Origin of the sequence: Streptomyces auratus (assembly GCF_050433025.1) — a bacterium.
Classification (GTDB): domain Bacteria; phylum Actinomycetota; class Actinomycetes; order Streptomycetales; family Streptomycetaceae; genus Streptomyces; species Streptomyces sioyaensis.
The window spans coordinates 3,085,442-3,111,553 of sequence record NZ_JBNGCB010000003.1 but is presented as its reverse complement, the minus strand read 5'-3'; the positions used below and the strand labels follow the sequence as shown (position 1 = coordinate 3,111,553).

At 72.0% G+C, this 26,112-nt stretch carries 22 protein-coding genes and 1 pseudogene; 11 read left to right on the top strand and 12 right to left on the bottom strand.

The genetic code is table 11. The annotated features are described in order from the left end of the window. Nucleotide 1 precedes the first annotated feature (1 nt). Entirely contained in the window at nt 2–1,135 is a 1,134-nt protein-coding gene (gene ku, locus BKA18_RS33315) for a non-homologous end joining protein Ku (RefSeq protein WP_488169148.1), read from the top strand. Nucleotides 1,136–1,182: 47 nt separating this feature from the next. Further along, nucleotides 1,183–1,557 (top strand): RNA-binding S4 domain-containing protein, encoded by a 375-nt coding sequence (locus tag BKA18_RS33310; protein WP_129249248.1) that lies wholly within the window; start codon nt 1,183–1,185, stop codon nt 1,555–1,557. A 48-nt stretch (nt 1,558–1,605) separates the two neighbouring features. Here BKA18_RS33310 and BKA18_RS33305 read toward each other — a convergent pair whose 3' ends face one another. Next, nucleotides 1,606–2,034, bottom strand: a complete 429-nt coding sequence (locus BKA18_RS33305; protein ID WP_366047207.1) for a YchJ family protein — start codon at nt 2,032–2,034, stop codon at nt 1,606–1,608. A gap of 196 nt (nt 2,035–2,230) precedes the next feature. Here BKA18_RS33305 and BKA18_RS33300 point away from each other — a divergent pair, with 196 nt between their 5' ends. Together BKA18_RS33300 and BKA18_RS33295 are read left to right on the top strand one after the other, a co-directional pair. Next, on the top strand, nt 2,231–2,425 hold the full coding sequence (locus tag BKA18_RS33300) for a hypothetical protein (protein WP_006601706.1): 195 nt from the start codon (nt 2,231–2,233) through the stop codon (nt 2,423–2,425). A 181-nt stretch (nt 2,426–2,606) separates the two neighbouring features. Beyond that, nucleotides 2,607–4,502 (top strand): hypothetical protein, encoded by a 1,896-nt coding sequence (locus BKA18_RS33295; protein WP_366047206.1) that lies wholly within the window; start codon nt 2,607–2,609, stop codon nt 4,500–4,502. A gap of 37 nt (nt 4,503–4,539) precedes the next feature. Here the strand turns inward: BKA18_RS33295 and BKA18_RS33290 are convergent, their stop codons facing one another. After that, a complete protein-coding gene (locus tag BKA18_RS33290; RefSeq protein WP_093487425.1) occupies nt 4,540–6,045 on the bottom strand; it encodes an SCO1417 family PLP biosynthesis transcription factor in 1,506 nt (501 codons plus the stop codon). A gap of 107 nt (nt 6,046–6,152) precedes the next feature. Here BKA18_RS33290 and yczE point away from each other — a divergent pair, with 107 nt between their 5' ends. The 3 genes from yczE (at nt 6,153) to BKA18_RS33275 (ending at nt 8,564) form a co-directional block, all read left to right on the top strand. Continuing rightward, entirely contained in the window at nt 6,153–6,830 is a 678-nt protein-coding gene (gene yczE, locus BKA18_RS33285; RefSeq protein WP_366047205.1) for a membrane protein YczE, read from the top strand. After that, nucleotides 6,827–7,627: a glycerophosphodiester phosphodiesterase family protein gene (locus BKA18_RS33280; protein ID WP_366047204.1), complete on the top strand. Its 801-nt coding sequence runs from the start codon at nt 6,827–6,829 to the stop codon at nt 7,625–7,627. Before yczE ends, BKA18_RS33280 begins: the two co-directional genes overlap by 4 nt. 559 nt (nt 7,628–8,186) lie before the next feature. Next, on the top strand, nt 8,187–8,564 hold the full coding sequence (locus BKA18_RS33275; RefSeq protein ID WP_006601711.1) for an RNA polymerase-binding protein RbpA: 378 nt from the start codon (nt 8,187–8,189) through the stop codon (nt 8,562–8,564). 107 nt (nt 8,565–8,671) lie between these two features. Here BKA18_RS33275 and fxsA read toward each other — a convergent pair whose 3' ends face one another. The 5 genes from fxsA to BKA18_RS33250 form a co-directional block, all read right to left on the bottom strand. Next, nucleotides 8,672–9,259 (bottom strand): FxsA family membrane protein, encoded by a 588-nt coding sequence (fxsA, locus tag BKA18_RS33270; protein ID WP_366047203.1) that lies wholly within the window; start codon nt 9,257–9,259, stop codon nt 8,672–8,674. An 88-nt stretch (nt 9,260–9,347) separates the two neighbouring features. Then, entirely contained in the window at nt 9,348–10,103 is a 756-nt protein-coding gene (locus tag BKA18_RS33265; protein WP_366047202.1) for a polyprenol monophosphomannose synthase, read from the bottom strand. Further along, a complete protein-coding gene (gene lnt, locus BKA18_RS33260; protein WP_366047201.1) occupies nt 10,100–11,773 on the bottom strand; it encodes an apolipoprotein N-acyltransferase in 1,674 nt (557 codons plus the stop codon). Before lnt ends, BKA18_RS33265 begins: the two co-directional genes overlap by 4 nt. Nucleotides 11,774–12,295: 522 nt before the next feature. Beyond that, nucleotides 12,296–13,978 (bottom strand): amidohydrolase, encoded by a 1,683-nt coding sequence (locus BKA18_RS33255; RefSeq protein ID WP_366047200.1) that lies wholly within the window; start codon nt 13,976–13,978, stop codon nt 12,296–12,298. A gap of 56 nt (nt 13,979–14,034) precedes the next feature. Further along, nucleotides 14,035–14,475 carry an Lrp/AsnC family transcriptional regulator gene (locus tag BKA18_RS33250; protein WP_003984197.1) on the bottom strand — a complete coding sequence of 147 codons (441 nt, stop codon included), beginning with the start codon at nt 14,473–14,475 and terminating at the stop codon, nt 14,035–14,037. Between the two features lie 209 nt (nt 14,476–14,684). Here BKA18_RS33250 and BKA18_RS33245 point away from each other — a divergent pair, with 209 nt between their 5' ends. Then, a complete protein-coding gene (locus BKA18_RS33245; RefSeq protein WP_358915109.1) occupies nt 14,685–15,104 on the top strand; it encodes a hypothetical protein in 420 nt (139 codons plus the stop codon). A 37-nt stretch (nt 15,105–15,141) separates the two neighbouring features. Here the strand turns inward: BKA18_RS33245 and BKA18_RS33240 are convergent, their stop codons facing one another. The 3 genes from BKA18_RS33240 to BKA18_RS33230 form a co-directional block, all read right to left on the bottom strand. Then, nucleotides 15,142–16,281 carry a phosphotransferase family protein gene (locus BKA18_RS33240; protein ID WP_366047199.1) on the bottom strand — a complete coding sequence of 380 codons (1,140 nt, stop codon included), beginning with the start codon at nt 16,279–16,281 and terminating at the stop codon, nt 15,142–15,144. Then, complete coding sequence (locus BKA18_RS33235) at nt 16,278–17,414, bottom strand: Rv3169 family protein (protein ID WP_366047198.1); 1,137 nt, start codon at nt 17,412–17,414, stop codon at nt 16,278–16,280. The genes BKA18_RS33240 and BKA18_RS33235 overlap by 4 nt, the downstream gene beginning before the upstream one ends. Nucleotides 17,415–17,585: 171 nt before the next feature. After that, a complete protein-coding gene (locus BKA18_RS33230) occupies nt 17,586–18,758 on the bottom strand; it encodes an acyl-CoA dehydrogenase family protein (RefSeq protein ID WP_235445723.1) in 1,173 nt (390 codons plus the stop codon). A 347-nt stretch (nt 18,759–19,105) separates the two neighbouring features. On the opposite strand from BKA18_RS33230, the gene BKA18_RS33225 reads away from it, so the two are divergent. The 3 genes from BKA18_RS33225 (at nt 19,106) to adh (ending at nt 23,577) form a co-directional block, all read left to right on the top strand. Then, nucleotides 19,106–20,389 (top strand): glycoside hydrolase family 18 protein, encoded by a 1,284-nt coding sequence (locus BKA18_RS33225; RefSeq protein WP_366047197.1) that lies wholly within the window; start codon nt 19,106–19,108, stop codon nt 20,387–20,389. Nucleotides 20,390–20,663: 274 nt separating this feature from the next. After that, entirely contained in the window at nt 20,664–21,986 is a 1,323-nt protein-coding gene (locus BKA18_RS33220; protein WP_366047196.1) for a GAF domain-containing protein, read from the top strand. 67 nt (nt 21,987–22,053) lie between these two features. Next, a complete protein-coding gene (gene adh, locus BKA18_RS33215; protein ID WP_366047194.1) occupies nt 22,054–23,577 on the top strand; it encodes an aldehyde dehydrogenase in 1,524 nt (507 codons plus the stop codon). A gap of 903 nt (nt 23,578–24,480) precedes the next feature. Here the strand turns inward: adh and BKA18_RS33210 are convergent. Next, nucleotides 24,481–25,515, bottom strand: coding sequence for a 3-isopropylmalate dehydrogenase (locus tag BKA18_RS33210; RefSeq protein ID WP_429638788.1), 1,035 nt, complete (start codon nt 25,513–25,515; stop codon nt 24,481–24,483). 15 nt (nt 25,516–25,530) lie between these two features. After that, nucleotides 25,531–26,112: pseudogene (gene leuD / locus BKA18_RS33205) on the bottom strand (3-isopropylmalate dehydratase small subunit); the annotation flags it as partial.

Below are 26,112 nucleotides of genomic sequence, written 5' to 3'. Positions count from 1 at the left end.
AATGATGCGTTCTATCTGGAATGGGTCCATATCGTTTGGCCTGGTCACCATCCCGGTGAAGACCTACAGCGCCACCGACCGCACCTCGTCGGTCTCCTTCGTGCGCATTCACGAGAAGGACGGTGCGCCGGTCCAGTACCGGAAGATCTGTGAGCTGGACGGCAACGAGGTCCCGAACGAGGAGGTCGGCAAGGGCTATCAGCCGCCCGGCGACGACACCATCGTGCCGATCACCGACGACGATCTGTCCCGGCTGCCGATGCCGACCGCCAAGACGCTGTCGATCCTGTCGTTCGTCGACCCCACCGAGATCGATCCGCTCCAGATGGACAAGTCCTACTACCTGGCGCCCAACGGAGCGTCCGCCGCCAAGCCGTACACGCTGCTGCGGGAGGCGCTGGAACACCACCGGAAGGTCGCGATCGGCAAGGTGGCGATGCGGGGGCGGGAGTCGCTGGCGATGCTGCGGGCGCACGACGGGGCGCTGGTGATGCATCAGCTGCTGTGGCCGGATCAGATCCGGCCCGCCACCGAGGTGGTGCCCGACGACGTCGAGATCCGCGAGAACGAGATGACGCTGGCCGAGACCCTGATGGACTCCCTCGGCGAGCTGGACCCCGCCGAACTCCACGACGACTACCGCGAGGCCGTCGAGGAGCTGGTCGCCGCCAAGCTGGAGGGCGAGGAGCCGGTCGCCCCCGCGGCCGCCGCGGCCGGCGCCCAGGTCATCGATCTGACGGCGGCCCTGGAGAAGAGCGTGCGGGCGGCGCAGGGCGGGGACACCGGCGCGGAGTCGGAGTCGGCGTCCGTGACCCCCCTGCGGGGACGCGCGAAGAAATCCGCAGCGAAGAGCACCGCCAAGAAGAGCGGTACGACGCAGCGGGCCTCGGCCCGGAAGACCGGCGCGGCCGGCACGAAGAAGGCCCCCGCGAAGAAGACGGCGGCGAAGAAGTCCGCGACCGCGCCGAAGGCCGCCGGCGGGCGGACGAAGGCGGCTTCGGCCACCGGAAAGTCCACGGCCTCCCGCGGCACCGCGGCCGCCACGTCCGGGAAGTCCGCGTCGAAGAGCACCGCCAAGAAAACCGCCGCCAAAAAGACCACGGCCAAGAAGACGGGCAAGCGGTCGTCGGCATAGGGCCGTCGGGCCGCCTCTCCCCTGGGCGCCCGTTCTAGAGTCGGGGTATGGCTTCAGACGAGGGGACCACCCGCATCGACAGCTGGATCTGGTCCGTACGGCTCACCAAGACGCGCTCGCTGGCCGCGGCGGCCTGTCGTGCGGGGCACGTACGGGTCAACGGTGAACGGGTGAAGCCGGCGCACGGTGTGCACAACGGCGACGAGGTGCGGCTGCGGCACGCGGGCCGGGAGCGGATCGTGGTGGTCTCGCGGCTGGTGCGCAAGCGGGTGGGCGCGGCCATCGCCGCGGAGTGCTACGTCGACAACTCGCCGCCGGCCCCGCCGCGCGAGGAGGTCCCGGTGATCGCGCTTCGCGACCGCGGCACCGGCCGCCCCACCAAGCGCGAGCGCCGCGAGATCGACCAGCTGCGCGGGCACTGAAGGGACCGGGTCCGCGGTTCAGCCGCCGGGCGGTTGCGGACCCCGCCCCTAGGCCGGCGGCAGCGCGTCGAGATAGACCCACTGGCCGGCCTCGCGGACGAAGCGGCTGTGCTCGTACTGGCTGTCCGCGTGGCCGTGCACGGTGTAGTGCGCGCGGAATTCCACGGTGCCTTCGGTGTGGAAGGCGCTGCCGCCGGTCGTGCCGAGGATGTCGAGTCCGGTCCACCGCTGCGCCGGGTCGAGGTCGAGGCCGCCCGGCCGGGTCGTCGGGTGCCAGGTGCGCAGCAGATATCCGGTGTCACCGACGGCGAAGGCGCTGTACCGCGAGCGCATCAGGCGCTCCGCGGTCGGGGCGGTGGCCCGTCCCTCGTGGAAGGCGGCGCAGCAGTCGCGGTAGGTCGCGGCGCGGCCACAGGGGCAGGGCGAGGCGGGGGCGACGGGGGCCGGGCGGCGGGGGGTGTTCTTCGGTTTCGGCACCCCACGATTGTGCCGGGTGGTCCGGAGCGGTCTGCGACACGCCGGGCATCCGCTGGAGCGGCCCACGTGGAAGCTGCGCCCATTTAGGGAATTTCAACGATAAATCACCCATTTGCAGCTTTTGGTGGCTTGATCCGTGCTGTGAGGCTGGAAGAACTCATGGTGACCGTCCCCACCACCCAGGAGAGAACCCCCCATGATTCTGTCCATTTCCGGCGTCGTCCTGCTCGGTGTCATCGTCTTCCTGTTCTTCCGCAAAGACGGCCTGAAGCTGTCCCACGCCCTGGTCTCCGCGCTCTTCGGGTTCTACCTCGCCAGCTCCGCCATCGCGCCCAGCATCAAGGCCGGCGGGGCGAGCCTGGCCAACCTCCTCGGGGGGATCAAGATCTAGCCCGTCCGGAACTCCCGTCCGGAGTTCTCGTCCGGCGCCACCCCACCGGTCCCACACCCCACCGGTCCCGCCCGAACGGGCCGCGCCTGCTCCCGTCCGGGCGGCTCCGCGTGCAGCACGCTCCCCGGCTCGCCGCCCACGCCGAGCCCTCACGACCACCGCACGAGCAACAGGAGAAGACGTGGCCCGGCGCCCCCTGCCCCGCATCCTGACCAGCGGCCAACCCCTCGCCCGCATGACCAACAGCGCCTCCCTCGCCCGCGGCCGCGAACTGGCGCGCACCGCCGCCGAGAGCGCCGCCGACGTGTTCCACCCGCTGATCATCATCGCCCGCGGGCTGCGCCGGCTGGGCGCGGCCGGCCGTGGACGCTGGATCGCGACCCCCAGGGAGCACCGCGGCCCGACGGCCTTCTTCGTCGGCGCGTGCGTACTGGTCGTGTGCCTGGTGCCGTACGGACCGCTGCTCGCCCTGATCACGCTGATGGGGGCGGGGGCCTGGGCGGGCCGGGAGCGCACACCGGTGGAGACCGGCCCCGGCGAGGCCGCGACCGAGCGGCTGCGGGCGCTGTACGAGGCGTTGGTGCCGTACCTCTGCGTCGACGGTGACCCCAGCCCCCTGTACACGCCGGACGGTGACTGGGAGCGGGCCTTCCCCGAGTACGCCTTCGACGACAGCGGGCGGCTCGAACGGCTGCAGCTGAAGTACCCGGCGTACTTCACCGACGGCGAGGACGGCGCCCGGGCCCGGATCGAGCAGGTGCTGTACGCCAAGGCCGGACGCGGCCGGGAGTACCACTTCGCCTGGGACGAGCTGACCAATCAGCTCACCCTGACCGCCCTGGGCCCGCTGCCCACCGACGTCGCCGCCCAGCGCTTCGTCACCTCGCCGGGCGAGCTGGTGCTCGGGTTCACCGACCCGGACTTCGTCCAGCGGACCCTGCCGGTCACCGGCGGGGAGGAGACGCGGGATGCGCCGCCGGTGGTCTGGCGTACCGGCCCGCGCTCCACCGAACCGCATCTGCTCGCCCTGGGGCAGCCGGGGACGGGCGCCACGACGCTGCTGCGCTCGCTCGCCCTCCAGGCGCTGCAGCACGGCGATGTGCTGGTCATCGACGGCGGCGGCACCGGCGAGTACGGGTGTCTGGCCGGGCGCCGTGGCGTGCTGGGCGTGGAGAGCGGGCTGGCGGGGGCGCTGGCGACGCTGGAGTGGGCCTCCCATGAGACCGAGCGTCGGCTGATCGCGGCGAACCGGGCGCGGCAGGCCGGCCGGCCCGCGCCGGACGACACCCGCCGACCGCTGTGGATCCTCGCGGACCGTCCCACCGCGCTGGCCCATATCGCGTCCGCGGAGGGCCGGGAGGATCCGCAGGAGTGGCTCCAGGTGCCGCTGCGGCACGGCCGGGCCGCCCATGTCACGGTGGTCGTGGCCGAGCATTTCGAGAGCGCCGAGCTGCTGAGCGAGCCGGTGCGGGCGCACACCAAGGCCCGGGTGGTGCTCGGCCCCGCCACGGCCGAAGAGGTACGGGCGGTGCTCGGGGCGCCGCCGCACACCACGCCGGTCGCGCAGGTGCCGCCGGGGCGCGGGTATGCGCGCCTGGGCAACGCTCCCGTGCTACGGCTCCAGGTGCCGGCCACCCCCGACCCGCTCGACGACGCCACCGGTCAGGCGCACCGCGAGGCCGTCCTGGCGCTGCTGCCGGAGCGTACGGTCCCGGCCGACGGAGCCGGTCCCGCCGAGCCGGTGGAGGCACCGCGGCCCGTGGACATCCGCAAGGCGGGAGACGCCCCCAAGAGGGGAGACGCGCGGAAGACGGTGGACGTCCGCACGGCGGGAGACGGCACGGCGGGAGACGTCCGCAAGCCGGTGGACATCCGCAAGGTGGACCGTCGGAAGGCCGGGGGCGCGGCCGCCGCGGAGCGGGCGGGCGGGCCCGCCGCGGCCGAGGGGGCGCCGCAGGAGGGGGAAGGCGGGTCCGCCGGCGAACCGGTGGGCGCGGCCGTCCGCGCGGCGCACGGCAAGGGCGGCGAACCCCGGGTGGTCAACGGGTCGGCGGACGCGTCCCGGCCGGAGGGCTGAGGCTCGGCCGACCGGCGGCCCCGTACGCGCCCGGCGGTCAGGCCACGAAGACGTGCCGGGACTCCGTCTCCACCGGCGCACCCGTCGCGACCAGCCGCGCAGCGCCGGCCAGCCGGACCGCGGCCTCGTCGGCGACGGCCCCGCTGACCGTGAACGGCAGCCGTACGAAGCCCTCGAAGGCACCGTCGACGCCGAAGCGCGGACCGGAGGGCACCCGCACCCCGAGCCGCTCCCCCGCCTCGGCGATCCTGGAACCGGAGAGTCCGCCGGTACGCGCCCACAGCGTGAGCCCGCCGCGGGGAACGCTGAACTCCCAGTCGGGGAGGTGCCGTTGCAGGGCTTCGACGATCGCCTGGCGATTCTCGCGGGCCTGTTCGCGACGGATCTCGACGGCCTGTTCCCAGCCGCCGTTCTTCAGGAGTGAGGCGATGGCGAGCTGTTCGAGGACCGGTGAGCCCAGGTCGGAGTAGGCGCGGGCGGCGACCAGACTGCGGATGATGTCGGGGGCGGCGCGCACCCAGCCGATCCGCATCCCGGCCCAGAACGCCTTGCTCGCCGAGCCGACGGTGATCACCGCACTGCCCGCGGGGTCGAAGGCGCAGACCGGGCGCGGCGGCTCGGGGTCCTCATCCAGCCCGAGTTCGGTCATGGTCTCGTCGACGACGAGCAGCGTCCCGGCCGACTTGGCGGCGTCGACCAGGCGGCGGCGCTGGTCGTCGGTGGCGAGGGTGCCGGTGGGGTTGTGGAAGTCGGCGACGACATAGGCCATCCGGGGCGCGGCATCGCGCATCACCTGGCGCCAGACGGGGATGTCCCAGCCGGCCAGCCGCTCCCCGAGGGCGACCGGGACGAGCCGGGCGCCGGCGTCCCGCATCAGCTGGAGGATGTTGGCGTACGACGGGGAGTCGACGGCCACCCGCTCGCCGGGGCTCGTACACAGCCGGCAGATCGCGGCCACCGCACCCATCGCGCCCGTGGTCACCATGATCTGTTCGGGCATGGTGGGGATACCGCGGGCGGTGTAGCGGTCGGCGAGGGCCTGGCGCAGGACCGGCAGACCGGCGGGGTAGTCGCCGTGGGTGTGGGCGTAGAGCGGAAGGTCGGCCATGGCGCCCTGGACGGCGCGGGTGAGCCAGGGCTCGGGGGCCGGGAGGGCGGCGCAGCCGAGGTCGATCATGGATCCGGCGGCCTCCGGGGGCAGCGGTTCCAGACCGCGGGTGGGCAGCGGATTGCCGGCCGGGACGGCGGTCCAACTGCCCGAGCCGCGCCGGGACTCCAGGAAGCCCTCGGCCCGCAGCGCTTCGTAGGCGGCGGCGACGGTGGTGCGGCTGACGCCGAAGGCCGCGGCCAGTTCGCGTTCGGCGGGCAGGCGGGCGGCGACCGGTATCCGGCCTTCCAGTACGAGCAGACGCACACCGTCGGCGAGGCTGCGGTAGGCGGGCAACCGGCGTCCGCCGACCGCGAGTTGCGCGTCGTACGGGTCCTGCGAGCGGAGCAGGCGGGCGAGTTGGGGCGCGCCTACCGCTGAAGTCCACTGAGCCATGAAGATCAGTCCACCTTCGCCGAATTGGCTCTACTTCCCGAGCCCGGACATGCCACATGGTGTCACGCGTCGGTCCAATCCTGCCAGGAGGGGGAAAAGTCGTGTCCATGATCAAGGAAGCCGGCCCGGGGAGGGCCCTGATGGCGCGCCGGTTGTTCCAGCTGTACACGGGACTGGCGCTGTACGGCGTGAGCATGGGACTGATGGTCCGCGCGGACCTGGGCCTGGAGCCCTGGAGCGTGCTCAACCAGGGCATATCCCGGCATACGGGACTGACGATCGGCACGGTCACCATCGTGTCCGGCGCGCTGATCCTGCTGCTGTGGATCCCGCTGCGCCAGCGTCCCGGGCTGGGCACGGTGTCCAACGTGGTGATCCTCGGGCTGGTGATGGACGCGACGATGGCCGTGACGCCGGAGCCGGCCTCGCTGGGTGCCCGTATCCCGCTGCTGGCGTTCGCCGTCGTCCTCAACGGCGCCGCGACCGGCCTCTACATCTCCGCCCGCTTCGGCCCGGGCCCGCGCGACGGACTGATGACCGGGCTGCACCGGCGCACCGGCCGCCCGGTACGGCTGGTGCGGACCTGCATCGAGGTGACGGTGCTCGCGGTCGGCTATCTGCTCGGCGGGTCCCTCGGGGTCGGCACCGTGATCTATGCGCTGGCCATCGGGCCCCTGGCGCAGTTCTTCCTCCGCAGCTTCGCGATCAAGGACCTGACCGGGGAGCCGTCCCCCGTGGTGGCCCGCGGAGGGACTTCATCCGAGCGCGCGATACTGCCGGAGTGACCTCAGCGATACGCCCACGCCACGCCTATCTCGACCACCCCGCGCCGCTGCCCTTCGCCCACCGGGGCGGGGCCGCCGACGGCCTGGAGAACACCGCCGCCGCCTTCCGGCGCGCGGTGGCCCTCGGCTACCGCTATCTGGAGACCGATGTGCACGCCACATCGGACGGGCACCTCGTCGCCTTCCACGACCCGACGCTCGACCGCGTCACCGACACCCGCGGCGCGATCGAAGCGCTCCCCTGGCGAGCGGTGCGCCGGGCCCGGGTCGCCGGCCGCGAACCGCTGCCGCTGTTCGAGGAGCTCCTGGAGGAGTTCCCCAACGCGCACTGGAACGTCGACCTCAAAGCGGAGGCCGCACTGCCGCCGCTGCTGGACCTGCTGCGCCGCACCAACGCCTGGGACCGGGTGTGCGTCGGTTCGTTCTCGGAGGCCCGGGTGGCACGGGCCCAGCGGCTGGCCGGCCGGCAGATGGCGAGCTCGCTCGGCACCCGCGGCGTGGCCGGCCTGCGCCTGCGCTCGTACGGCCGCGGAGTGCTGCCGCTCGACCGGCTGCTGGGCGCGGCGGTGCGGCGCAGCGCGGTCTGCGTACAGGTCCCCGAGCGGCAGTCCGGCATCCCGGTCGTCGATCCACTGTTCCTGCGCGCCGCACACGCACTGGGCATGCAGGTCCACGTCTGGACGGTCAATGACGCGGACCGGATGACCGCACTGCTCGACCTGGGCGTGGACGGGATCATGACCGATGACATCGAGACGCTGCGGACGGTACTGACCGAGCGGGGGTCCTGGGTCTGAACGGGGCGCTGGGCCCGAGCGGGGGCGCCGGTGGTACGACTGGACCAACGGCGCCTCTTCGAGGACCGTGGTGACCGTCTTCGCCGACGAGCGCGGTCGGCTGCTTCCTTCCGGCCGGGGCACCCGTGTGGTTCTTCGCGCCGGTCACCGGCACCGGTCCGACCCTCGGCTCGGTCTGTTCTGCCCTGCCGGCGAGGGTGCCGGTGAGCCGGACGATCACGGCGGCCGGAAATCCCGTGCCTGACCGGATTTAGTCCCAGGGCGTGCGGGGCGGTAGTGTACGCCTTTGGCTCACCAGGCGGACCGTTACTGCGCGCTCAACCATGTATGGCGCTGGGTGACATCTGCTGCCAGATGTGACAAACCGGGCAATGGTGGGTACAACAAGGGGCGGCACGAAGGAAGGCAGCGGCGCGCAGCGCCTCCATCATGGGCGGTGGTGGGCGACGGGTGGGCGCATCTCCCGATTGCGGGAATCTTCACCGCCGACCGGACGTTGACCGGATGACGACGACAGCGACACCTGTCCTGTGGGCGACAAGCCCGGGAGGCACGATTCATGAGTGAGCGAGCTCTCCGCGGCACGCGACTCGTGGTGACCAGCTACGAGACCGACCGCGGCATCGACCTGGCCCCGCGCCAGGCGGTGGAGTACGCATGCCAGAACGGACATCGATTCGAGATGCCGTTCTCGGTTGAGGCCGAGATTCCGCCGGAGTGGGAGTGCAAGGTATGCGGTGCACCCTCGCTTCTGGTGGATGGCGATGGCCCCGAGGAGAAGAAGGGTAAGCCCGCGCGTACGCACTGGGACATGCTCATGGAGCGGCGCACCCGCGAGGAGCTCGAGGAGGTGCTGGCCGAACGGCTGGCCGTCCTGCGCTCCGGCACCATGAACATTGCCGTGCATCCGCGCGACACCAACCGCAAGTCCGCCTGACGGCGGGATTGCACCGAGCAGCACACAAGGGCCGGGGTCACTGCACTGCGCAGTGACCCCGGCCCTTGTCCTGTTCGCGGCTCCCCCGCCGCCGGGCGCCGGGGCGCTCAGCCGGTCAGCGGCGGGTCCTGGCGGCGCGGGGACGGCGGATCGTCGTCGCGGATGACCTCGCCCTGCACGACCTTGCCGTCCGGCCGGTGCATCCGGGCCTGCTGGAAGGCGTCACCGAACGTACCCGGGGCGTACTGCGCCCGCCGGGACAGCAGCTTCTCGGTCCGGCGCTGGATCAGCTTCCCGGTCGGCGGGAACAGGCAGAGCAGTCCCAGCGCGTCGGACACCAGCCCCGGCACCATCAGCAGCAGTCCGCCGGCCATCGGGAGCGTGTTGCCGCTGCCCGATGTGGCGTTGCCGGACGACGCGGGGCCGCCGGGGGCCGACGGGTCGCCGCTGCCCTGCATGCTCTCGGTGAGCTTCTGCCAGGCGCGGCGGCCGGCCCGCTTGATCACATAGCCGCCGACGATCACTCCGGCGATCAGCAACAGCGCGACCGTCAGTCCGCTGGTGGCCCCGGCGACCACGGTCAGCAGCCAGATCTCCAGCACCACCCAGGCGGCGATGCCCAAGGGGAGGTACCGGCGGGCGCGCGAGCGCTGGGGTGGCCGGGGGCCCGGCGAGGGCGTGGCTCCGAACGTCATGCCTCAAGTGTGCCTGGCCCGTTCCGGCGCCCTCTGCGAGGGTCGCGGGGCGGAACAACTCCGCACGGTCCCGGCACGCCGGGCGGCATCAGCGGCCGCGGAGCTTGTCCACCCGGGAGCCGATCCCCCAGGCGGTGACCCGCCACAGCGCCTCGACGACGATGTCACGGCTCATCTTGCTGTCGCCCAGTTCCCGTTCGACGAAGGTGATCGGGACCTCGACGACGTGAAAGCCGGCCTGTACGGCGCGGCGGGCGAGGTCGACCTGGAAGCAGTAGCCCTGGGAGGCCACCTCGTCCAGGCCCAGGCCCTTGAGGGTCTCCGCGCGAAAGGCCCGGTAGCCGCCGGTGAGGTCGCGCAGCGGCAGATCCAGCGCCAGCCGGGAGTAGGTGCTGCCGCCGCGGGAGATGAGCTGGCGGTATTTGGGCCAGTTGACGGTGCGGCCGCCGGGCACCCAGCGCGAGCCGAGGACGAGATCGGCGCCCTTGAGCGCGGTGAGCAGGCGCGGCAGTTCCTCGGGCTGGTGCGAGCCGTCGGCGTCCATCTCGACCAGCACGCCGTAGCCGTTGTCGATGCCCCACCGGAAGCCCGCGAGGTAGGCGGCGCCGAGGCCTTCCTTGCCCTTGCGGTGCAGGACGTGGACGTGCGCGTCGTCGGCGGCCAGCTCATCGGCGAACTTGCCGGTGCCGTCTGGGCTGTTGTCGTCCGCGACCAGGACATGCGCCTCGGGCACGGCGGCCCGCACCCGCGAGACGATCGGCTTGATGTTCTCCGCCTCGTTGTAGGTCGGAATGATCACCAAGGTGGTGCCGAGCGGACCGTACTGCCGCTGACCGTCTGTCACTGCTGCCCCTTCTCGTCCTTCGTGCGACCGCGCCTGCCGCTGACCACCGCGGCGGCACAGGACAGAAGGCCCACGATAGCGAGCGCCCACTCAGGAGCGGCTCCAACGCGGTCGGCGAGCGTCGTTTCGTCGCGCAGCGGGATTCGCGCGGAGACCACGCCTTGGGTGAACTCGGGGATGCGGTGGGTGACCGTGCCGTCCGGAGCGACCACCGCGCTGATGCCGCTGGTGGCCGCGGTGACCACGGCCCGGCCGTGTTCGACGGCGCGCAGCTTGGACATCGCCAGCTGCTGCTCGGGTTGGCCGGTGCGGCCGTAGGTGGCGTTGTTGGTCTGGATGACCAGGGCGCGGGCACCGGCGTCGACGGTGTCGTGCACGATCTCGTCGTAGGCGACCTCGAAGCAGATGACGTCGCCGAGCCGGGCGGGGCCGAGCTGGAGCACCCCGGTGTGGTTGCCGGGGTAGAAGTCGCGGGGGACCCGCTGGAAGCGCGTGATGATCTTGCTGAGCTGCTCCCGGAACGGGACGTACTCGCCGAACGGCACCGGATGCTGCTTGGTGTAGGAGGCGCCCGGCCCCTTCTTCGGGTCCCAGACGATGCCCTCGTTGAACACGTACCCCTTCTTGGAGGGGTGGTCGACCAGGGCGCCGACGAGGACGGGCACGCCGATGGCCTTCACGGCCCGGTCGATCCGGTCGTAGGCCTGCGGGTACTGGAACGGGTCGAGGTCGGAGGAGTTCTCCGGCCAGATGACCAGGTCCGGCTTCTTGGCCCGGCCGGCCTTGATGTCCGCGGCGAGCTTCTCGGTGGCCGAGGCGTGGTTGTCGAGGATCTTCATCGGGCGGCCCAGGAAGTCCATACCGGCCTGCTGGACATTGCCCTGGACGATCGCGATGTCCGCGGTGTCGTCGGCCTTCGTGGGAACGGGGACGGCGAGGCCGGCCAGGGTGACCGCGGCGGCGAGCCCGAACGCCTCGAAGGCCGGCACGGCCCGGCGCAGGGTCCCGTTGCCGCGCAGCCCCCAGAGGGTGGCGGCGCAGCCGGCGATCAGCGCAGCGGCCAGCGCGACGGCGAAGGTCACCAGCGGGGCGCCACCGAGCGCGGCGAGCGGGGTGAACGGCGAGCCGGTGTGGGCGAACGCCAGCCGGCCCCAGGGGAACCCGCCGAACGGGAGCCGGTCGCGGGCCCACTCCTCGGCGACCCACAGGCAGGCGGTCCACAGCGGCCAGAGCGGCAGCCGCGACGTGACGGCGAGCGCGGCACCCAGCAGCGTCACGAAGAGCGTCTCGGCGATCGAGAGGCCCACCACCGCGTCCCAGCCGACGACATGCAGCCACTTCAGCAGGATCAGGAAGAACGGCAGCCCGAAAACGAAGCCCGTCCAGGCACCCTGTCGCGCGCTCCGGCCGCGGATCAGCAGCGACAGCGCGGCGACCGCCGCCAGGGACAGCGGCCACAGGTCGTACGGCGGGAAGGCGAGCCCGAGCGCGAGGCCGGAGACCACCGCGAGGCCGGTGCGCAGCGCCTCACGGCGGACCAGTGCGGCCAGCCGCCGGGCGCGCCGGGGCCGGGCGGTCACGGCGGTGGCGCCCAACTCGGCGGAGGGCACCGGGCCGTCGGGCGAGGTGCCGCTGACGGCTTCTTCGGTGGTATCGGAACCCGATGGCACGGTCGCGGGCCTTCCTGCAGGTCGTGCGGTAGTGAGCAGACCGTACATCGGGAGGCGCGGATCGCGGATGCGGGGTGCACAAAAGGTAAAAGAACGCCGCGGGCGGGCCGCGGCGTGGTGCGGATAGGGGCCCGGCACGCCCTTCGGGCCGACCTGGGACCCGCTGGCTGCGGGTCGACCGAGAGCCGTTGTCTACTGAGCGTCCGGGCCCCACCCGGGTCGCACCTGCCGATCGGGCGAGACGTTCCGTCGCCCCGTGCCGCTGGTGCTGGACCTGGCTCCCAGTGGTGGCGTGCCGAGTGGCACACCGCCCCATGGCCCAGCTGCGTTCGACGACTGCGCGGAGGTCTCCCGGTCGGACGTCCTGTGGTGGACTCGGCCGAACCTACCGGCCGCCGACCGTCTGCTGTCAACAGGTGCTCCGCCTGCGTCGTTTCGCGTCGCCCCAGGTCAGCCCCGAGCGCCCCCAGAAGAGCCAAGGAGCGCCAAGCACGGTCCGCGGCGGCACCTGCCCGCGCGATGTCACTCGTTCGGCGGCCCGAAGACCGTTCGCCCGCCGACGACCGTGGTCAGGCACACCGGGAGGTCGTTGCCGGGGGTGAGATCGGGCAGGCCGGGGGTGCCGGAGCGGGGGTCGGTCGACCAGCGTTCCACCCGCTCGTCGGGCGCCTGGACGATCAGCTCGCCGGTGCGCCAGACCGCGTAGTCGGCGGGCGCGCCGGGCACCAGGACGCCCGCGTCGTCACGGCCGACGGCGCGCCAACCGCCGCGGGTGTGGGCGGTGAACGCGGCGCGGGCGGAGATGCCGTGGGCACGGGTGCGGTGGAAGACGGCGGCGCGGACGGTGCCCCAGGGGTCGAGCGGGGTGACGGGGCTGTCGGACCCGAGGGCGAGCGGGACACCCGCCTTGAGCAGCGCGGCGTACGGGTTGAGGGTGCGGGCCCGGTCGGCGCCCAGGCGGGCGGCGTACATCCCGTCCTCGCCGCCCCAGGCCGCGTCGAAGGCGGGCTGGACGGAGGCGGTCAGAGCCAGCTCGGCGAAGCCGGCGATGGTGCGCTCGGTGAGCATCTCGGCGTGTTCGACGCGGTGCCGGGCGGCGCGGATCCGGCCCAGGCCGACGCGCTCGGCGGCGACCCGTACGCCGTCGACGACGCTGGTGAGGGCGGCGTCCCCGATGGCGTGGAAACCTGCCTGGAGCCCGGCCTCGGTGCAGGCGGCGACGTGGGCGGCGACGTCCTCGGCGTCCAGGTGCGCGACGCCGGTGTGGCCGGGGGAGTCCGCGTACGGGGCGTGGAGGTGGGCGGTGTGCGATCCGAGCGAGCCGTCGGCGAACAGATCGCCCGCGGCGCCGATCGCCCCGAGCTCGCGGATCCGCTGCGCATCCTTTGCGGATGCGACCACCTCGGCCCAGTAGCCGACCACCCGCGGGCCGGCCCCCTCCCGGGCGAGGGCGAGCAGCCCGGTGAAGTCGTCCTCGCCGGAGATGTCCGGGCCCGCGCACTCGTGCAGGGTGCCGATACCGAGCGCAGCGGCCCGGGCGAGCGCGGCGGTCTGGGCCTCGGTGCGCTGGGCGGGCGTGAGGGTGGCGTACGCGGCCTTGCGCACCGCGTGGTGGGCGTCGCCGGTCAGCGGGGCGTCGGCGCGGAATCCGGTCCGTTCGCGCACGCCGGGCACCAGGTCCAGCAGCGCCGTCGTCACGACCGCGGAGTGCACATCGACCCGGGTGAGATAGAGCGGGCGGCCGCCGGCGGCCTCGTCCAGCTCGGCGCGGGACGGCGGGCGGTCCTCCGGCCAGACAGCGGCGTCCCAGCCGTGCCCGAGCAGGACCCGGTCCGCGGGGCGGGCGTCGGCGTAGGCACGGATCCGGGCCAGCGCCTCGGGCAGGGTGGCGGCGCCGGACAGGTCGAGCCCGGTGAGCGCCAGCCCGGTCGCCGTGGTGTGCACATGTGCGTCCGTGAACGCCGGGGTGACCAGCGCACCGTCGAGCTGCACGACCTCGTCGACGCCGTCGGCGAAGGAGTCGGCCGCGCCCTCCTCGCCGACCCAGGCGATGCGGTCACCCTCCACGACCATGGCGGTGGCGAAGGGGTCCGCGGGGCTGTGCACCTCGCCACCGCGCAGCAGGACAGTGCGGGACCGGGCCGGGCGGGAAAAGTGCTGCTTGGCCGGGCGGGAAGGGGCCGGTTCGGGAACGTGCTCGCTCATACCGGACAGTTTGGCCCCTGCGCGGGGGCGGGCCGCGCGCGGGGGGCGATCAACGGTCAGATACGCGGCGGGCGGGCCTCGTAGGGCGTGGAGAGCACGACGGTGGTGCGGGTGGAGACGCCGGCCAGGGTGCGGATGCGGGTGAGCAGATGCTCCAGCTCCAGCGGGGTGGCCACCCGGACCTTGAGGATGTAGTTCTCGTCGCCGGCGACGCTGTGGCAGGCCTCCAGCTCGGGCACCTCGGCGAGGCGGTCGGCGATGTCGTCCGGCGCGCTGGGGTCGAAGGGTTTGACCGAGATGAAGGCCGTGAGCGGCAGGCCCACGGCTTCGGGGTCCACGATGGCGGCATAGCCCCGTATGACACCGCGCTGTTCCAGGCGGCGCACCCGCTGGTGCACCGCCGAGGTGGACAGGCCGGTGGCCTTGCCCAGGTCGGTGTAGCTCATCCGCCCGTCCTTGACGAGCAGCTCCACGATTTGTCGGTCCAACTCCTCCACCCGTTCAACCTACTGCGCGCGGGCGCAGATGCGCACCGCGCGCCGGCTCGTGGACACCCTCGCGCCGGGTTGTGTGACCAATGCCACATGGGTGAACCGGTGTCCGCCGGGTGCCCGCGATTATGCGCGCGGCATGAAGGGAATTGCTGGTGGTGGCCAGGACCGCCCGTCACAGGAAGTCAGCGATCCGATCGGCCCACCCGAGGGGGATGGACATCATGCGACGCCTTAAGCAGGACTCCGCTGCCGCGAACGCCGGCGCCCAGGAGGGCGAAAGTCTCGGCGCCGTGGGCGAGGACGACTCGTTCGACACCTATGAGATCTACCGTGTGACCTGCCCCGACTGCCGCCAGCCGATCGCGCTGCTGGCGGACGAGGACATCCTCCCGGAGCACGCCCGGTGCCCCTCGCCGTGGAACCCGTTCGGCCTGACGGTGTGCCAGGGCTCCGGCCGGGCGGCGTCCGAGGCCCCGGAGACCGAGGACACCCTGGACACCCCTCAGGAGCAGGACGCGGCCGTGCTGCTGACCCTGCCGGCCGGCCTGGACTGGCGCCGCCAGCCGTTCTCGCACGTCGGCGGCCCGGGCACCCGGCCGGTCCGGGTGCCGCGGATGCGTCCGCGCGCCTGAGTGCCCCTCCGCGCCCGTCCGTACGGGCGCTGCGGCCTCACCAGTAGCGGCCCTCGATCATCGCCTCCAGGGTGTCCCGGTGGAGGATCAGCGCATCGGCGTCGGCCGGAGCCGGCGCCTCGCCGAAGTGGATCCGGCGGTAGGCCACCCGCAGCATGACGATGGCGTGCCGCAGGGCCGCATAGAGGGTGTGGAATTCCATGTCGCGGGGCCGGTGCCCGGTGAGCCGGGCATAGCGGCTCTCGACGCGGTCACGGCACAGGAAGCCGGGCAGTCCCCGCTGTCCGCCGGCTTCGGCCAGGTCCTGGAAGAAGCGGTGGAGATAGATCATCCAGCCCAGGTCGAGTTCGCGCGGGCCCAAAGCCGCCATTTCCCAGTCGAGGACGGCGGCCGGCTCGAAGCCGTCGTAGACGATATTGCCGATCCTGGCGTCTCCCCAGCTCAGTACGGTCTCCCCGGGATCCGGCGGCCAGAGGTCGGCGAGCCGGGCGAAGCCCCGCTCGATCAGCGGGGAACGCGGCCGGCCGTCCACCACCCAGGCGTAGTAGGCACGTTGGGACTCGACGTGCCGGTGCAGTGCACTGCCGGTGCCCGGCGTGGCGAGGAAGCCGGCCGCGGCGAGCGGGACTTGGTCGTGCAGCCGGGCGAGCACCGAGACGCTGGCGGCCTCCAGCCGGTCGCGCTCGGCGCCGGTGGCGGCATGGAGCCAATTCCCCTCGTACGTATAGGGCATGACGTCCGGCGGGACCCGGCCGGCGGCGCGGGACATGACGAAGAACGGCGCGCCGAGGTGCGCCGGGTCCTCTTCGAGCCAGAGGGTGCGGGGCACCGGGACGTCCGTATGGGCGGCGACCAGGCGCATGGTGCGGTACTGCCGCGCCATGTCGTACCGCGGGAAGACGCAGTACGCGGCGGGGTCGGCGGCGAGGCGCAGCGCGCAGGCGGCCTCCGGCGGCTCGGGGTGGTCGATGTCGAAGAGCAGGGTCTCGCTGGACATCCCGTTGGCGTCCGGGACGGTCGCGGCCAGGGCGCGGGCGCCGGGGAGCCGGGTGCCGAGCCAGGCGGTGAGACGGCGGGTGAGCACCTCGGGGTCGCGGGTGGTGGTGCGGGGACGCGCCGCGGCCGGGGCGGCGGAGCGGTCGGTGTCCGAGGCCGCGGGAAGCGGGTGATCCGTCACCGTCCGGCCTCCCCCGCGACCGAGTCGTAGCCGGTGAAGCCACTCGGATCGTGCCGGCCGAAGCTGCCGTGTTCGAAGATGCCGTGACCGGTCCGGCCGTCCAGGGTGAAGCGGGCGGCGTGGTCGGTGACGCCGTATGCGGCGAGCGGGTGTGCGGCCGGGTCGGAGAGGTCGTAGCTGCGGCGGTCGGTCCAGCCGCGGCCGCGCCAGGTGCCGTGCTGCCAGTCGTCGGCGGGGAGGTAGCCGGCACCCACGGCAAGGGGCGAGGAGGTGAGGATCTCGGCGGTGAGTTCGCGGGGCGTGCGGTCGGGCCCGGTGAGGTGGAGGACGGCGCGTTCGGGGTGCCGGGTGCCGGGGCGGTAGCTGATGTCGGTGTGCGGCCAGCCGAGTTGGACGTCGCGGGCGCCGTCGCCGCGGACCGAGACCGCCTCGTTCAGGGTGCGGTGGCCGTCGGCGTCCTCCTGGACGATGACCATCACGAAGCAGTCGTCGAAGCGCACCGGGCACCAGATCCAGTGGAAGCCCTCGGGCCGCCATTCCTCGTCGGCCCGCCCGCCGTCCTCGCCCGGTATCGGGCGCACCCCCCAGCTGCGGTCGCGGGTGCCGGTCCACTCCCCCGCCGTGACGGCGAGCTCCTGCCCCGCGACGCGGATACGCCCGGTGCAGGTGCCGGCCTGGACGAACCGCCGGCCTTCGAGCGTCAGCCGGTCGCCTCGGTACTGGGTGTGGTGCGGCTCCCACGTGGCCGGGAACGCCGCGGACCAGGTCAGGTCGTACGCCAGGCCGTCCGGATCGTCGGGGTCCGCGGCGCAGGTCAACCGGAGGCGGGCGAGCGGCTCCTCGACGGTGATGGTGAGCGGGCCGACGGTGAGTGCGAGGCGGTCGTCGGTGAGCGCGTCGGAGGCCCGTACGGCGTGCAGCCGGTCGCCGAGGCGGAGGGTGGCGTAGGCGTCGATGACGCCGGTGTTGGGATAGACCCCGAGGCCGGCGATCAGCAGGGCGCGGCCGGAGTGGTCCATGACGTGGAAGATGCAGCGGTCGTAGGCGTTGCGGTCACCGGTGGCGACGTGCCGCATGGACAGCGGGACCTGGTGGATCGGGTACTCGTCGAGCGCGATCGGGCGGTCGGGCACGGTCTCCTCCTGGGCGCGCGCGGTCGGCGGACGCCGCAGGAACGTCCGGCCCCGCGGCGGGAGTTGACGGTACGTCAGCTACCGGCGGACGGCCAGGCCCCTGACGCGCGCGGGGCGGATCGCGCAGCACGGAGCGGGCCGAGGTCACCCCCGGCCCGCCCCCGCTCCCTCTCAGCGCGTTTCCGGCCCCGCGAGGTGGCGGGCGATGACCATCCGCTGGATCTGGTTGGTGCCCTCGACGATCTGCAGGACCTTGGCCTCGCGCATATAGCGCTCGGCCGGGAAGTCGAGGGTGTAGCCGTAGCCGCCGAGGAGCTGGACGGCGTCGGTGGTCACCCGCATCGCGGTGTCCGTGCAGAACAGCTTGGCCATCGCCGCTTCCTTGGAGAACGGCAGTCCGGCGTCGCGCAGCCGGGCGGCGGTGAGGTAGAGCGCGCGGCCGGCCTCGATCTGGGTGGCCATGTCGGCGAGCATGAAGCGCAGACCCTGGAAGTCGAGGATCGGGCGCCCGAATTGCTGGCGTTCGGCGGTGTACGCGAGCGCCTCGTCCAGCGCCGCCTGGGCGACGCCGATGGCACAGGCCGCGATGCCCAGCCGCCCGGAATCCAGGGCGGACAGCGCGATGGCGAAGCCCTGGCCCTCGTCCCCGAGGCGGCGGGCGTCGGGGATGCGGACGGCGTCGAAGTGCAGCTGGGCCGTCGGGGAGCCCTTCATGCCCATCTTGCGCTCGGGCGCCGCGGCGCTCAGGCCCTCGGCGTCGCCGGGGACCAGGAAGGCCGTGATGCCATGGGCGCCGCTGCCGCCGGTGCGGGCCAGCACGGTGTAGAAGTCGGCCACGCCGCCGTGGGTGGTCCAGGCCTTGGTGCCCTCCAGGGTCCAGATGTCCCCCTCGCGGGTGGCCCGGGTGGTCAGGGACGCGGCGTCGGAGCCCGAGGAGGGCTCGGAGAGGCAGTACGCACCGAGGAGGCCGCCGCCGAGCATGTCCGGAAGGTGTTCGGCGCGCTGCTCCTTGGTGCCGAATCCGGCGAGGGCATGACACGCGAGGGTGTGCACACTGACGCCGAGGCCGACGGTGAGCCGGGCGGCGGCGAGTTCCTCCACGACCTGGAGGTAGACCTCGTAGGGCTGGCCACCGCCGCCGAATTCCTCGTCGTAGGGCAGCGAGAGCAGACCGGATTCGGACAGCAGGGTGAAGGTCTCGCGCGGGAAGCGGCCGGCGTCCTCTTCCTCGCCCGCCGTGGGCCTGATCTCGCGCTCGGCAAGCTCGCGTACGAGTGTCAGCAGATCGCGGGCTTCCTCCGTGGGCAACCTGCGGTCCACCGGCCGGGGGCCGTACTCGGTCATGGCGGCGCTCTCCTCCCTGTCGGGCGCTGCGGCGACTCGCGCGCGGGGTGGGCGTGCGGTGCCGGTTTCCATAATGCCGGTCCGATGATCGCTTTCCGGGTCTCGGAAGGCGATGACCTGCGACTGTGGCGCTAGGAGTATGCCCGATCGGAGGCTCCGCGTCACGGGTTGATCATCACCGGCCGCGGGGATGGGGCCTCGTTCCCCGCGGCCGGGAAATTGGTCCGAACCATTGACGCACTGGTCTAGTCCTTCTACCTTTCCTGCAACGTTCAACGCGTTCATGCCAATTCGGAACGCAGGTCAGGTCAGGCACCATCCCTCGCCCCCCTCCGAGGAGAGACGACATGCTCAGACCGCCCCGGATGCACTCACCACGCAGACTGATCGCCGCCGCCACCGCGCTGTGCACGGCGGCGCTGGCCGGCACCCTGCTCGCCGGCCCCGCCTCCGCCGTCCCCACCGGCGCCCCCACCGCGCACCACCCGGCCACGGCCGCCGCGCCCCGGACGGCACCGGCCGCAGCGGGCAACAAGGTCGTCGGATACTTCACCAACTGGGGTGTCTACGACCGCAATTACCACGTCAAGAACATCGAGACCTCGGGGTCGGCGGCCAAGCTGACCCACATCAACTACGCCTTCGGCAACGTGCAGGGCGGCAAGTGCGCCATCGGTGACTCCTACGCCGACTACGACAAGGCGTACACCGCCGACCAGAGCGTCGACGGCACCGCGGACACCTGGGACAACGGCGCCCTGCGCGGCAACTTCAACCAGCTGCGCAAGCTCAAGAAGCTGCACCCGGGCCTGAAGGTGATCTGGTCGTTCGGCGGCTGGACCTGGTCGGGCGGCTTCACCGAGGCCGCCAAGAACCCCGACGCGTTCGCCCAGTCCTGCCTGGACCTGGTCGAGGACAAGCGCTGGGCAGATGTCTTCGACGGCATCGACATCGACTGGGAATACCCCAACGCCTGCGGCCTGACCTGCGACACCAGCGGCAAGGACGCCTTCACCGGCGTCATGCGGGCGCTGCGGTCCAAGTTCGGCCGGAACAATCTGGTGACCGCGGCGATCACCGCGGACGCCTCGGCCGGCGGGAAGATGGACGCCGCCGACTACGCGGGCGCGGCCCAGTACGTCGACTGGTACAACCCGATGACCTACGACTACTTCGGCGCCTGGGACGCCAAGGGCCCGACGGCCCCGCACTCCCCGCTCACCTCGTACCACGGCATTCCGAAGGCCGGCTTCAACACCACCGACACCCTCACCAAGCTCAAGGGCCTCGGTGTGCCGGCGGGCAAGCTGCTGCTGGGCATCGGCTTCTACGGCCGCGGCTGGTCGGGCGTCGCCCAGGACGCTCCGGGCGGCACGGCGACCGGTGCGGCACCGGGCAAGTACGAGGCCGGCATCGACGACTACAAGGTGCTCAAGACCCGCTGCCCGGCCACCGGGACGGTGGGCGGCACCGCCTACGCCAAGTGCGGCGACCAGTGGTGGAGCTATGACACCCCGCAGACCATCGCCGGCAAGATGGCCTTCAAGGACGCCCAGGGCCTGGGCGGCACGTTCTTCTGGGAACTGAGCGGCGACACCGCGGGCGGCGAGCTGATCAAGGCGATCAGGTAGCACGGAGACGACGCGGGCCGGCCGGGCGGGAGGCGGTTTCTCCCGCCCGGCCGGCGTGTACGGAACGGCCGCATGGCGCCGCCGCGGAGGGTGCGGGCGGCCGGGACAAGGATGGTGAGGCGGCACGCCGGCAACCAGCCGCCACTACAGGTGCGTTGGCAATCGCTCCACCGGGGGGGCGCGAGTCCCGCATGCGCCCCCGTGGGGTTTACGGCTGCGCCCCGTACGAGCACCATCGCCCCAAGGAGCAGGAGCCGCATCGAAGAGGTGTCACGTGGTCAACCCTTGGCTGGCGATGGAGGCCGGTGCCGATCCGGTGGAGCGCACCCGCACGGTGCGCCGGGCCCATGCGGCCTTCGTGGCGGACGGCACCGTCGCACCGCCGGTGCGCCAAGTGGTCGCCGACTCCTGGCGCCGCTCCGCGGACGCCCATGCCGCAGCGGACGGCGCCGCCCCCATCGAGCTGGACGAGCCCGCGCTGGGCGCCTACCGGGACGGGCATCCGCTCGCCCGCGCCATGCCCGTCTTCCGGGAGCTGCTGGGCAGCTTCGCGCAGGACGGCGCCCATCTGCTGGCCGTCTGCGATCCGCAGGGACGGCTGCTGTGGGTGGAGGGGCACCGCGGGGTGCGGCGCAGCGCCGAGCGGATGAACTTCGTCGTCGGCGCCCGCTGGGACGAGCGGCACGCCGGCACCAACGCCCCGGGCACCGCCCTCGCCGCCGATCACGCCGTACAGATCTTCGCCGCCGAGCACTACAACCGGCAGGTGCAGCGCTGGACCTGCGCCGCCGCTCCCCTGCACGATCCGCGGACCGGGCGGCTGCTGGGCGCGGTGGACATCACCGGCGGCGACCATCTGGCGAGCCCGCACAGCCTGGCCCTGGTGCAGGCCACCGCACGCGCCGCGGAGGCTCATCTCGCCGCCGGCGTACCGGAGTGGGGCGTGTGTCTGTCGGCGCTCGGCCGGGACGAGGCGCTGCTGGTCGTGGACGGGGAGCGGCTGCGGCTCGGCCGGCGGCACAGCGAGATCCTGGTGCTGCTGGCCGAACACCCCGAGGGGCTCACGGGCGATCAGCTCTCGGTGCTGCTGTACGGCGAGCGCGCGGTGCGCCCGGTGACGCTGCGGGCCGAGCTGTCCCGGCTGCGGCAGCTCGTAGGCACCCTGCTCCACTCCCGTCCGTACCGGCTCAGCCGGCCCGTCGAGACCGATGTGCGCACGGTCGAGGAGGCGTTGGCGGCCGGCGAGGTGCACTCCGCGCTGGCCGCCTACCGCGGTCCGCTGCTGCCGCTGTCGGAGGCACCGGGCATCCAGCGGCTGCGCGGTGCGCTGGAGGACCGGACCCGGTGTGCGCTGCTCGGCGCGCACGACCCCGGTCTGCTCCGCGAATGGTCGCGCACCCCCTGGGGCGAGGACGACCTGACGATCTGGGAGGCCCTGGTGGACGCCCTGCCGGAGCGCTCCCCGGCTCGCGCCGCCCCCATGGCCACGGCCGACCGGCTGCGCGCCGCATACGGCCTGACCGGCGGTTCCCGGGCCGGCGCGGAGGCCCGCGTCCCCTCGCGCGTCGCAACCTTCCCGCAACCTCCGCGGCCCTAGCCTGCGCACATCGCCCGTCGCACGGGAATGGCGGGCACCGCGCCGAGAGCGATTGGGAGGCCGCCCCATGGCCCGTTACGCCAGCCCGGGTTCCGCCGACGCCGTCATGAGCTATCTGCCCCGCTACGACCACTGGATCGGCGGCGAGTTCGTCGCGCCGGCGCTGGGCCGGTACTTCGAGAATCCGACGCCGGTCAACGGACAGCCGTTCACGGAGGTCGCCCGGGGCACGGCCGAGGACGTCGAGCGGGCCCTCGACGCCGCTCACGCGGCCGCGCCCGGCTGGGCCCGCACCCCCGCCGCCGATCGCGCCGCCGTCCTCAACAAGATCGCCGACCGGATGGAGCAGAACCTGGAGAAGCTGGCGGTCGCGGAGAGCTGGGAGAACGGCAAGCCCGTACGGGAGTCCCTGGCGGCCGACATCCCGCTCGCCATCGACCACTTCCGCTACTTCGCGGGCGCCATCCGCGCGCAGGAGGGCTCGCTGTCGGAGATCGACGGGGACACCGTCGCGTACCACTTCCACGAGCCGCTCGGCGTCGTCGCCCAGATCATCCCCTGGAACTTCCCCCTCCTCATGGCGACCTGGAAGCTCGCCCCCGCACTGGCCGCCGGCAACACCGTGGTCCTCAAGCCGGCCGAACAGACCCCCGCTTCGGTGCACTTCTGGATGAGCCTGATCGCCGATCTCCTGCCACCGGGCGTGGTGAACATCGTCAACGGCTTCGGCGCGGAGGCCGGAAAGCCGCTGGCCTCCAGCCCCCGGGTCGCGAAGGTCGCCTTCACCGGCGAGACCACCACCGGCCGTCTGATCATGCAGTACGCGTCCGAGCATCTGCGGCCGGTGACGCTCGAACTGGGCGGCAAGAGCCCCAACATCTTCTTCGACGACGTCTCGTCGAAGGCGGACGACTTCCACGACAAGGCGCTGGAAGGCTTCACCATGTTCGCCCTCAACCAGGGCGAGGTGTGCACCTGCCCGTCCCGGGCGCTGATCCAGGGCGGGCACTATGACGACTTCCTGGCGGCCGGAGTGGCCCGTACCGAGAAGATCGTCCAGGGACACCCGCTGGACACCGACACGATGATCGGCGCCCAGGCCTCCAACGACCAGCTGGAGAAGATCCTCTCCTACCTGGACATCGGCCAGAAGGAGGGCGCCCGCATCCTGACCGGCGGCTCCCGGGCCGAGTTGGGCGGCGAGTTGGAGGGCGGCTACTACGTCCGGCCGACCATCTTCGAGGGCAACAACGGCATGCGGGTCTTCCAGGAGGAGATCTTCGGCCCCGTGGTGGCCGTGGCACCGTTCTCCGACTTCGAGGACGCCATCGGCATCGCCAACGACACCCTGTACGGCCTGGGCGCCGGCGTCTGGACCCGCGACGGCTCCACCGCCTACCGCGCCGGCCGCGCCATCCAGGCCGGCCGCGTATGGACCAACTGCTACCACGCCTACCCGGCGCACGCCGCCTTCGGCGGCTACAAGCAGTCCGGAATCGGCAGGGAGACCCACAAGATGATGCTGGATCATTATCAGCAGACGAAGAATCTGTTGGTGAGCTACTCGGCGAAGAAGCTGGGGTTCTTCTAAGCGCATGAAAAGAGGCGTCTGACCTGGGCTTTCGCCGGGCAGACGCCTCTCGTTCGGCTCGCTCACAGTCAAGGTATCCCCCGTAACGCCCGCATCCGTCGCACCGTTACGCGGTGGACTCCTCCGTCCTTCGCAGTGCCGTCCTGGCGAGCACCGTGGTCGATTCCCTTGCCGGCTGCCCTGCACCCCAAGCTGAAGCCCCGCCAGGCGTGACTCGCGGGGCTTCGGATTTGCTACGCGGCGGCAAATCCACGAACGGCGAAGATTTTAATTCAGTCCATCGTCGAGCGGAGATTGCATTTCCTGCCATCCGACATGCTGATCACGCCAGGATATACTCTCATAGAGAGCCGTTTTCGCTTCCGGCAATGACAGGCCGCCCGGCGTTCGGGTAGCTGAAGTCCTCGACGGCGGAGGGCATTTCGGTTGCTGCTGCGGGGGGCGGATCGTCCTGCGGGGCGGCTTGCGCGAGGGTCAGCCCGGCCATCACAGCCGACAGCGCCATTGCGCCAACAAGGCTGATTGACAGGGCCTTTCGGGCATGAGGTATCACTACGGCGTCCTTCTGCCCAAAGGGGCGGATGTCAACATGTGTCGTTGTGGTGAAGAAGTAAAGCGTATGTAAGGCACACGTGAACGCGCCTATGTCACGTTCACGGCGACAGTCGCCAACTCCCGCCCATACGAGGCATCGGAGCCCCCTGATTTACGGGTCGACAACGAGCAGGGCGGCGTGACTCGACGCCGACCTCGGCGCCTCGATACGAGACAACGCTCCCGGGACGTAGGTACACCCCCGAAGCGCCGCTTCTTCCGAGGGCGTGCAGAAAGGCGCCCGACTGGGCTTTTGCCCGTCAGGGGCGCCTTTCTGCATGCGGCGGTGAGGTGGTCAGGACCGGCGGGTCAGCAGACCCGGGCGGCGAGGGCGTCGCCGATCTCGTCGGTGGTGCGCGGGGCGTCGCCGCGGGCCTCCAGGTCGGCCGCGACGGCCTCCTCGATGCGGGCGGCCTGCGGCGCGTAGCCGAGGTGGCGCAGCAGCAGGGCGACGGAGAGGACCGTTGCGGTCGGGTCGGCCTTGCCGGTGCCGGCGATGTCCGGTGCGGAGCCGTGCACCGGCTCGAACATCGAGGGGAACTCGCCGGTCGGGTTGATGTTCCCGGAGGCGGCCAGACCGATGCCGCCGGTGACGGCCGCGGCGAGGTCGGTGAGGATGTCGCCGAAGAGGTTGTCGGTGACGATCACGTCGAACCGCTCGGGCTGGGTGACGAAGAAGATCGTCGCGGCGTCGACGTGCAGGTAGTCGGTGGTGACCTCGGGGTACTCCTGGCCGACCTTGTCGAAGATGTTCTTCCACATGTGGCCCGCGTAGACCAGCACGTTGTTCTTGTGCACCAGCGTCAGCTTCTTGCGGGGGCGGGCGTTGGCCCGCTCGTACGCGTCGCGCACCACGCGCTCCACGCCGTAGGCGGTGTTGAGGCTGACCTCGGTGGCGACCTCGGCCGGGGTGCCGGTGCGCAGCGAGCCGCCGTTGCCCGTGTACGGACCCTCGGTCCCCTCACGGACGACGACGAAGTCGATGTCGGGACGGCCGGCCAGCGGCGTGGAGGTGTTCGGGAACAGCTTCGACGGGCGCAGGTTCACGAAGTGGTCGAAGGCGAAACGGAGCTTGAGCAGCAGCCCGCGCTCCAGCACACCGGACGGCACCGACGGGTCACCGATCGCACCGAGCAGCAGCGCATCGTGCTGCTTGAGCGACTCCAGCTCCTCGTCCGGCAGGGTCTCACCGGTCGCATGCCATCGCCGGGCACCGAGGTCGTACTCCTTGGTTTCCAGCTTGACGTCCTGCGGGAGGACCGCGGTCAGAACCTTCAGGCCCTGGGCCACGACTTCCTGGCCGATACCGTCACCGGGGATCACTGCGAGGCGAATGCTGCGGATCTCGTCAGTGGTCTGCGTGTGCGGCTTGAAGGCGGGGCGGGATGCCTCGTACCTCGCGATGGTGTCCGCGTCCTGCAGGGTGAGGCTGATGTCGTCCAGCCCCTCCAGGAGGCGCCAACGCGCATTCTCGTCCAGCTCGAAGTCGGCGGTGATGCCCTCGGCACGGACCTGCCTGCCGACCAGGTCGACCGTCACCTCGGCGCTGGGGTCGGCCTCCAGCAGCTGCTGGAGACGGTCGACGGTCTCCTGCGGCAGGACCACCGTCAGCAACCCGTTCTTCAGCGAGTTGCCGCGGAAGATGTCGGCGAAACGCGAGGAGATAACGGCCTTGAAACCGTAGTTCTGCAGCGCCCAGACGGCGTGCTCACGCGAGGAGCCGGTACCGAAGTCGGGGCCGGCGACCAGCACGGTGGCGCCCTTGTACCGCTCCTGGTTCAAGGCGAACTCCGGGTCCTTGCGCCAGGCCTCGAACAGCCCGTCCTCAAACCCGTCACGGGTGACCTTCTTGAGCCAGTGAGCAGGGATGATCTGGTCGGTGTCGACATTGCTGCGGCGCAGCGGGACGGCCCGGCCGGTGTGGGTGGTGAAGGCTTCCAT

Coding starts and splice junctions, on each gene's coding strand:
- ku (WP_488169148.1), top strand. CDS start 2: ATGATGCGTTCTATCTGGAATGGGTCCATATCGTTTGGCCTGGTCACC.
- BKA18_RS33310 (WP_129249248.1), top strand. CDS start 1,183: ATGGCTTCAGACGAGGGGACCACCCGCATCGACAGCTGGATCTGGTCC.
- BKA18_RS33300 (WP_006601706.1), top strand. CDS start 2,231: ATGATTCTGTCCATTTCCGGCGTCGTCCTGCTCGGTGTCATCGTCTTC.
- BKA18_RS33290 (WP_093487425.1), bottom strand. CDS start 6,045: ATGGCTCAGTGGACTTCAGCGGTAGGCGCGCCCCAACTCGCCCGCCTG.
- yczE (WP_366047205.1), top strand. CDS start 6,153: ATGATCAAGGAAGCCGGCCCGGGGAGGGCCCTGATGGCGCGCCGGTTG.
- BKA18_RS33275 (WP_006601711.1), top strand. CDS start 8,187: ATGAGTGAGCGAGCTCTCCGCGGCACGCGACTCGTGGTGACCAGCTAC.
- fxsA (WP_366047203.1), bottom strand. CDS start 9,259: ATGACGTTCGGAGCCACGCCCTCGCCGGGCCCCCGGCCACCCCAGCGC.
- BKA18_RS33255 (WP_366047200.1), bottom strand. CDS start 13,978: ATGAGCGAGCACGTTCCCGAACCGGCCCCTTCCCGCCCGGCCAAGCAG.
- BKA18_RS33245 (WP_358915109.1), top strand. CDS start 14,685: ATGGACATCATGCGACGCCTTAAGCAGGACTCCGCTGCCGCGAACGCC.
- BKA18_RS33230 (WP_235445723.1), bottom strand. CDS start 18,758: ATGACCGAGTACGGCCCCCGGCCGGTGGACCGCAGGTTGCCCACGGAG.
- BKA18_RS33225 (WP_366047197.1), top strand. CDS start 19,106: ATGCTCAGACCGCCCCGGATGCACTCACCACGCAGACTGATCGCCGCC.
- adh (WP_366047194.1), top strand. CDS start 22,054: ATGGCCCGTTACGCCAGCCCGGGTTCCGCCGACGCCGTCATGAGCTAT.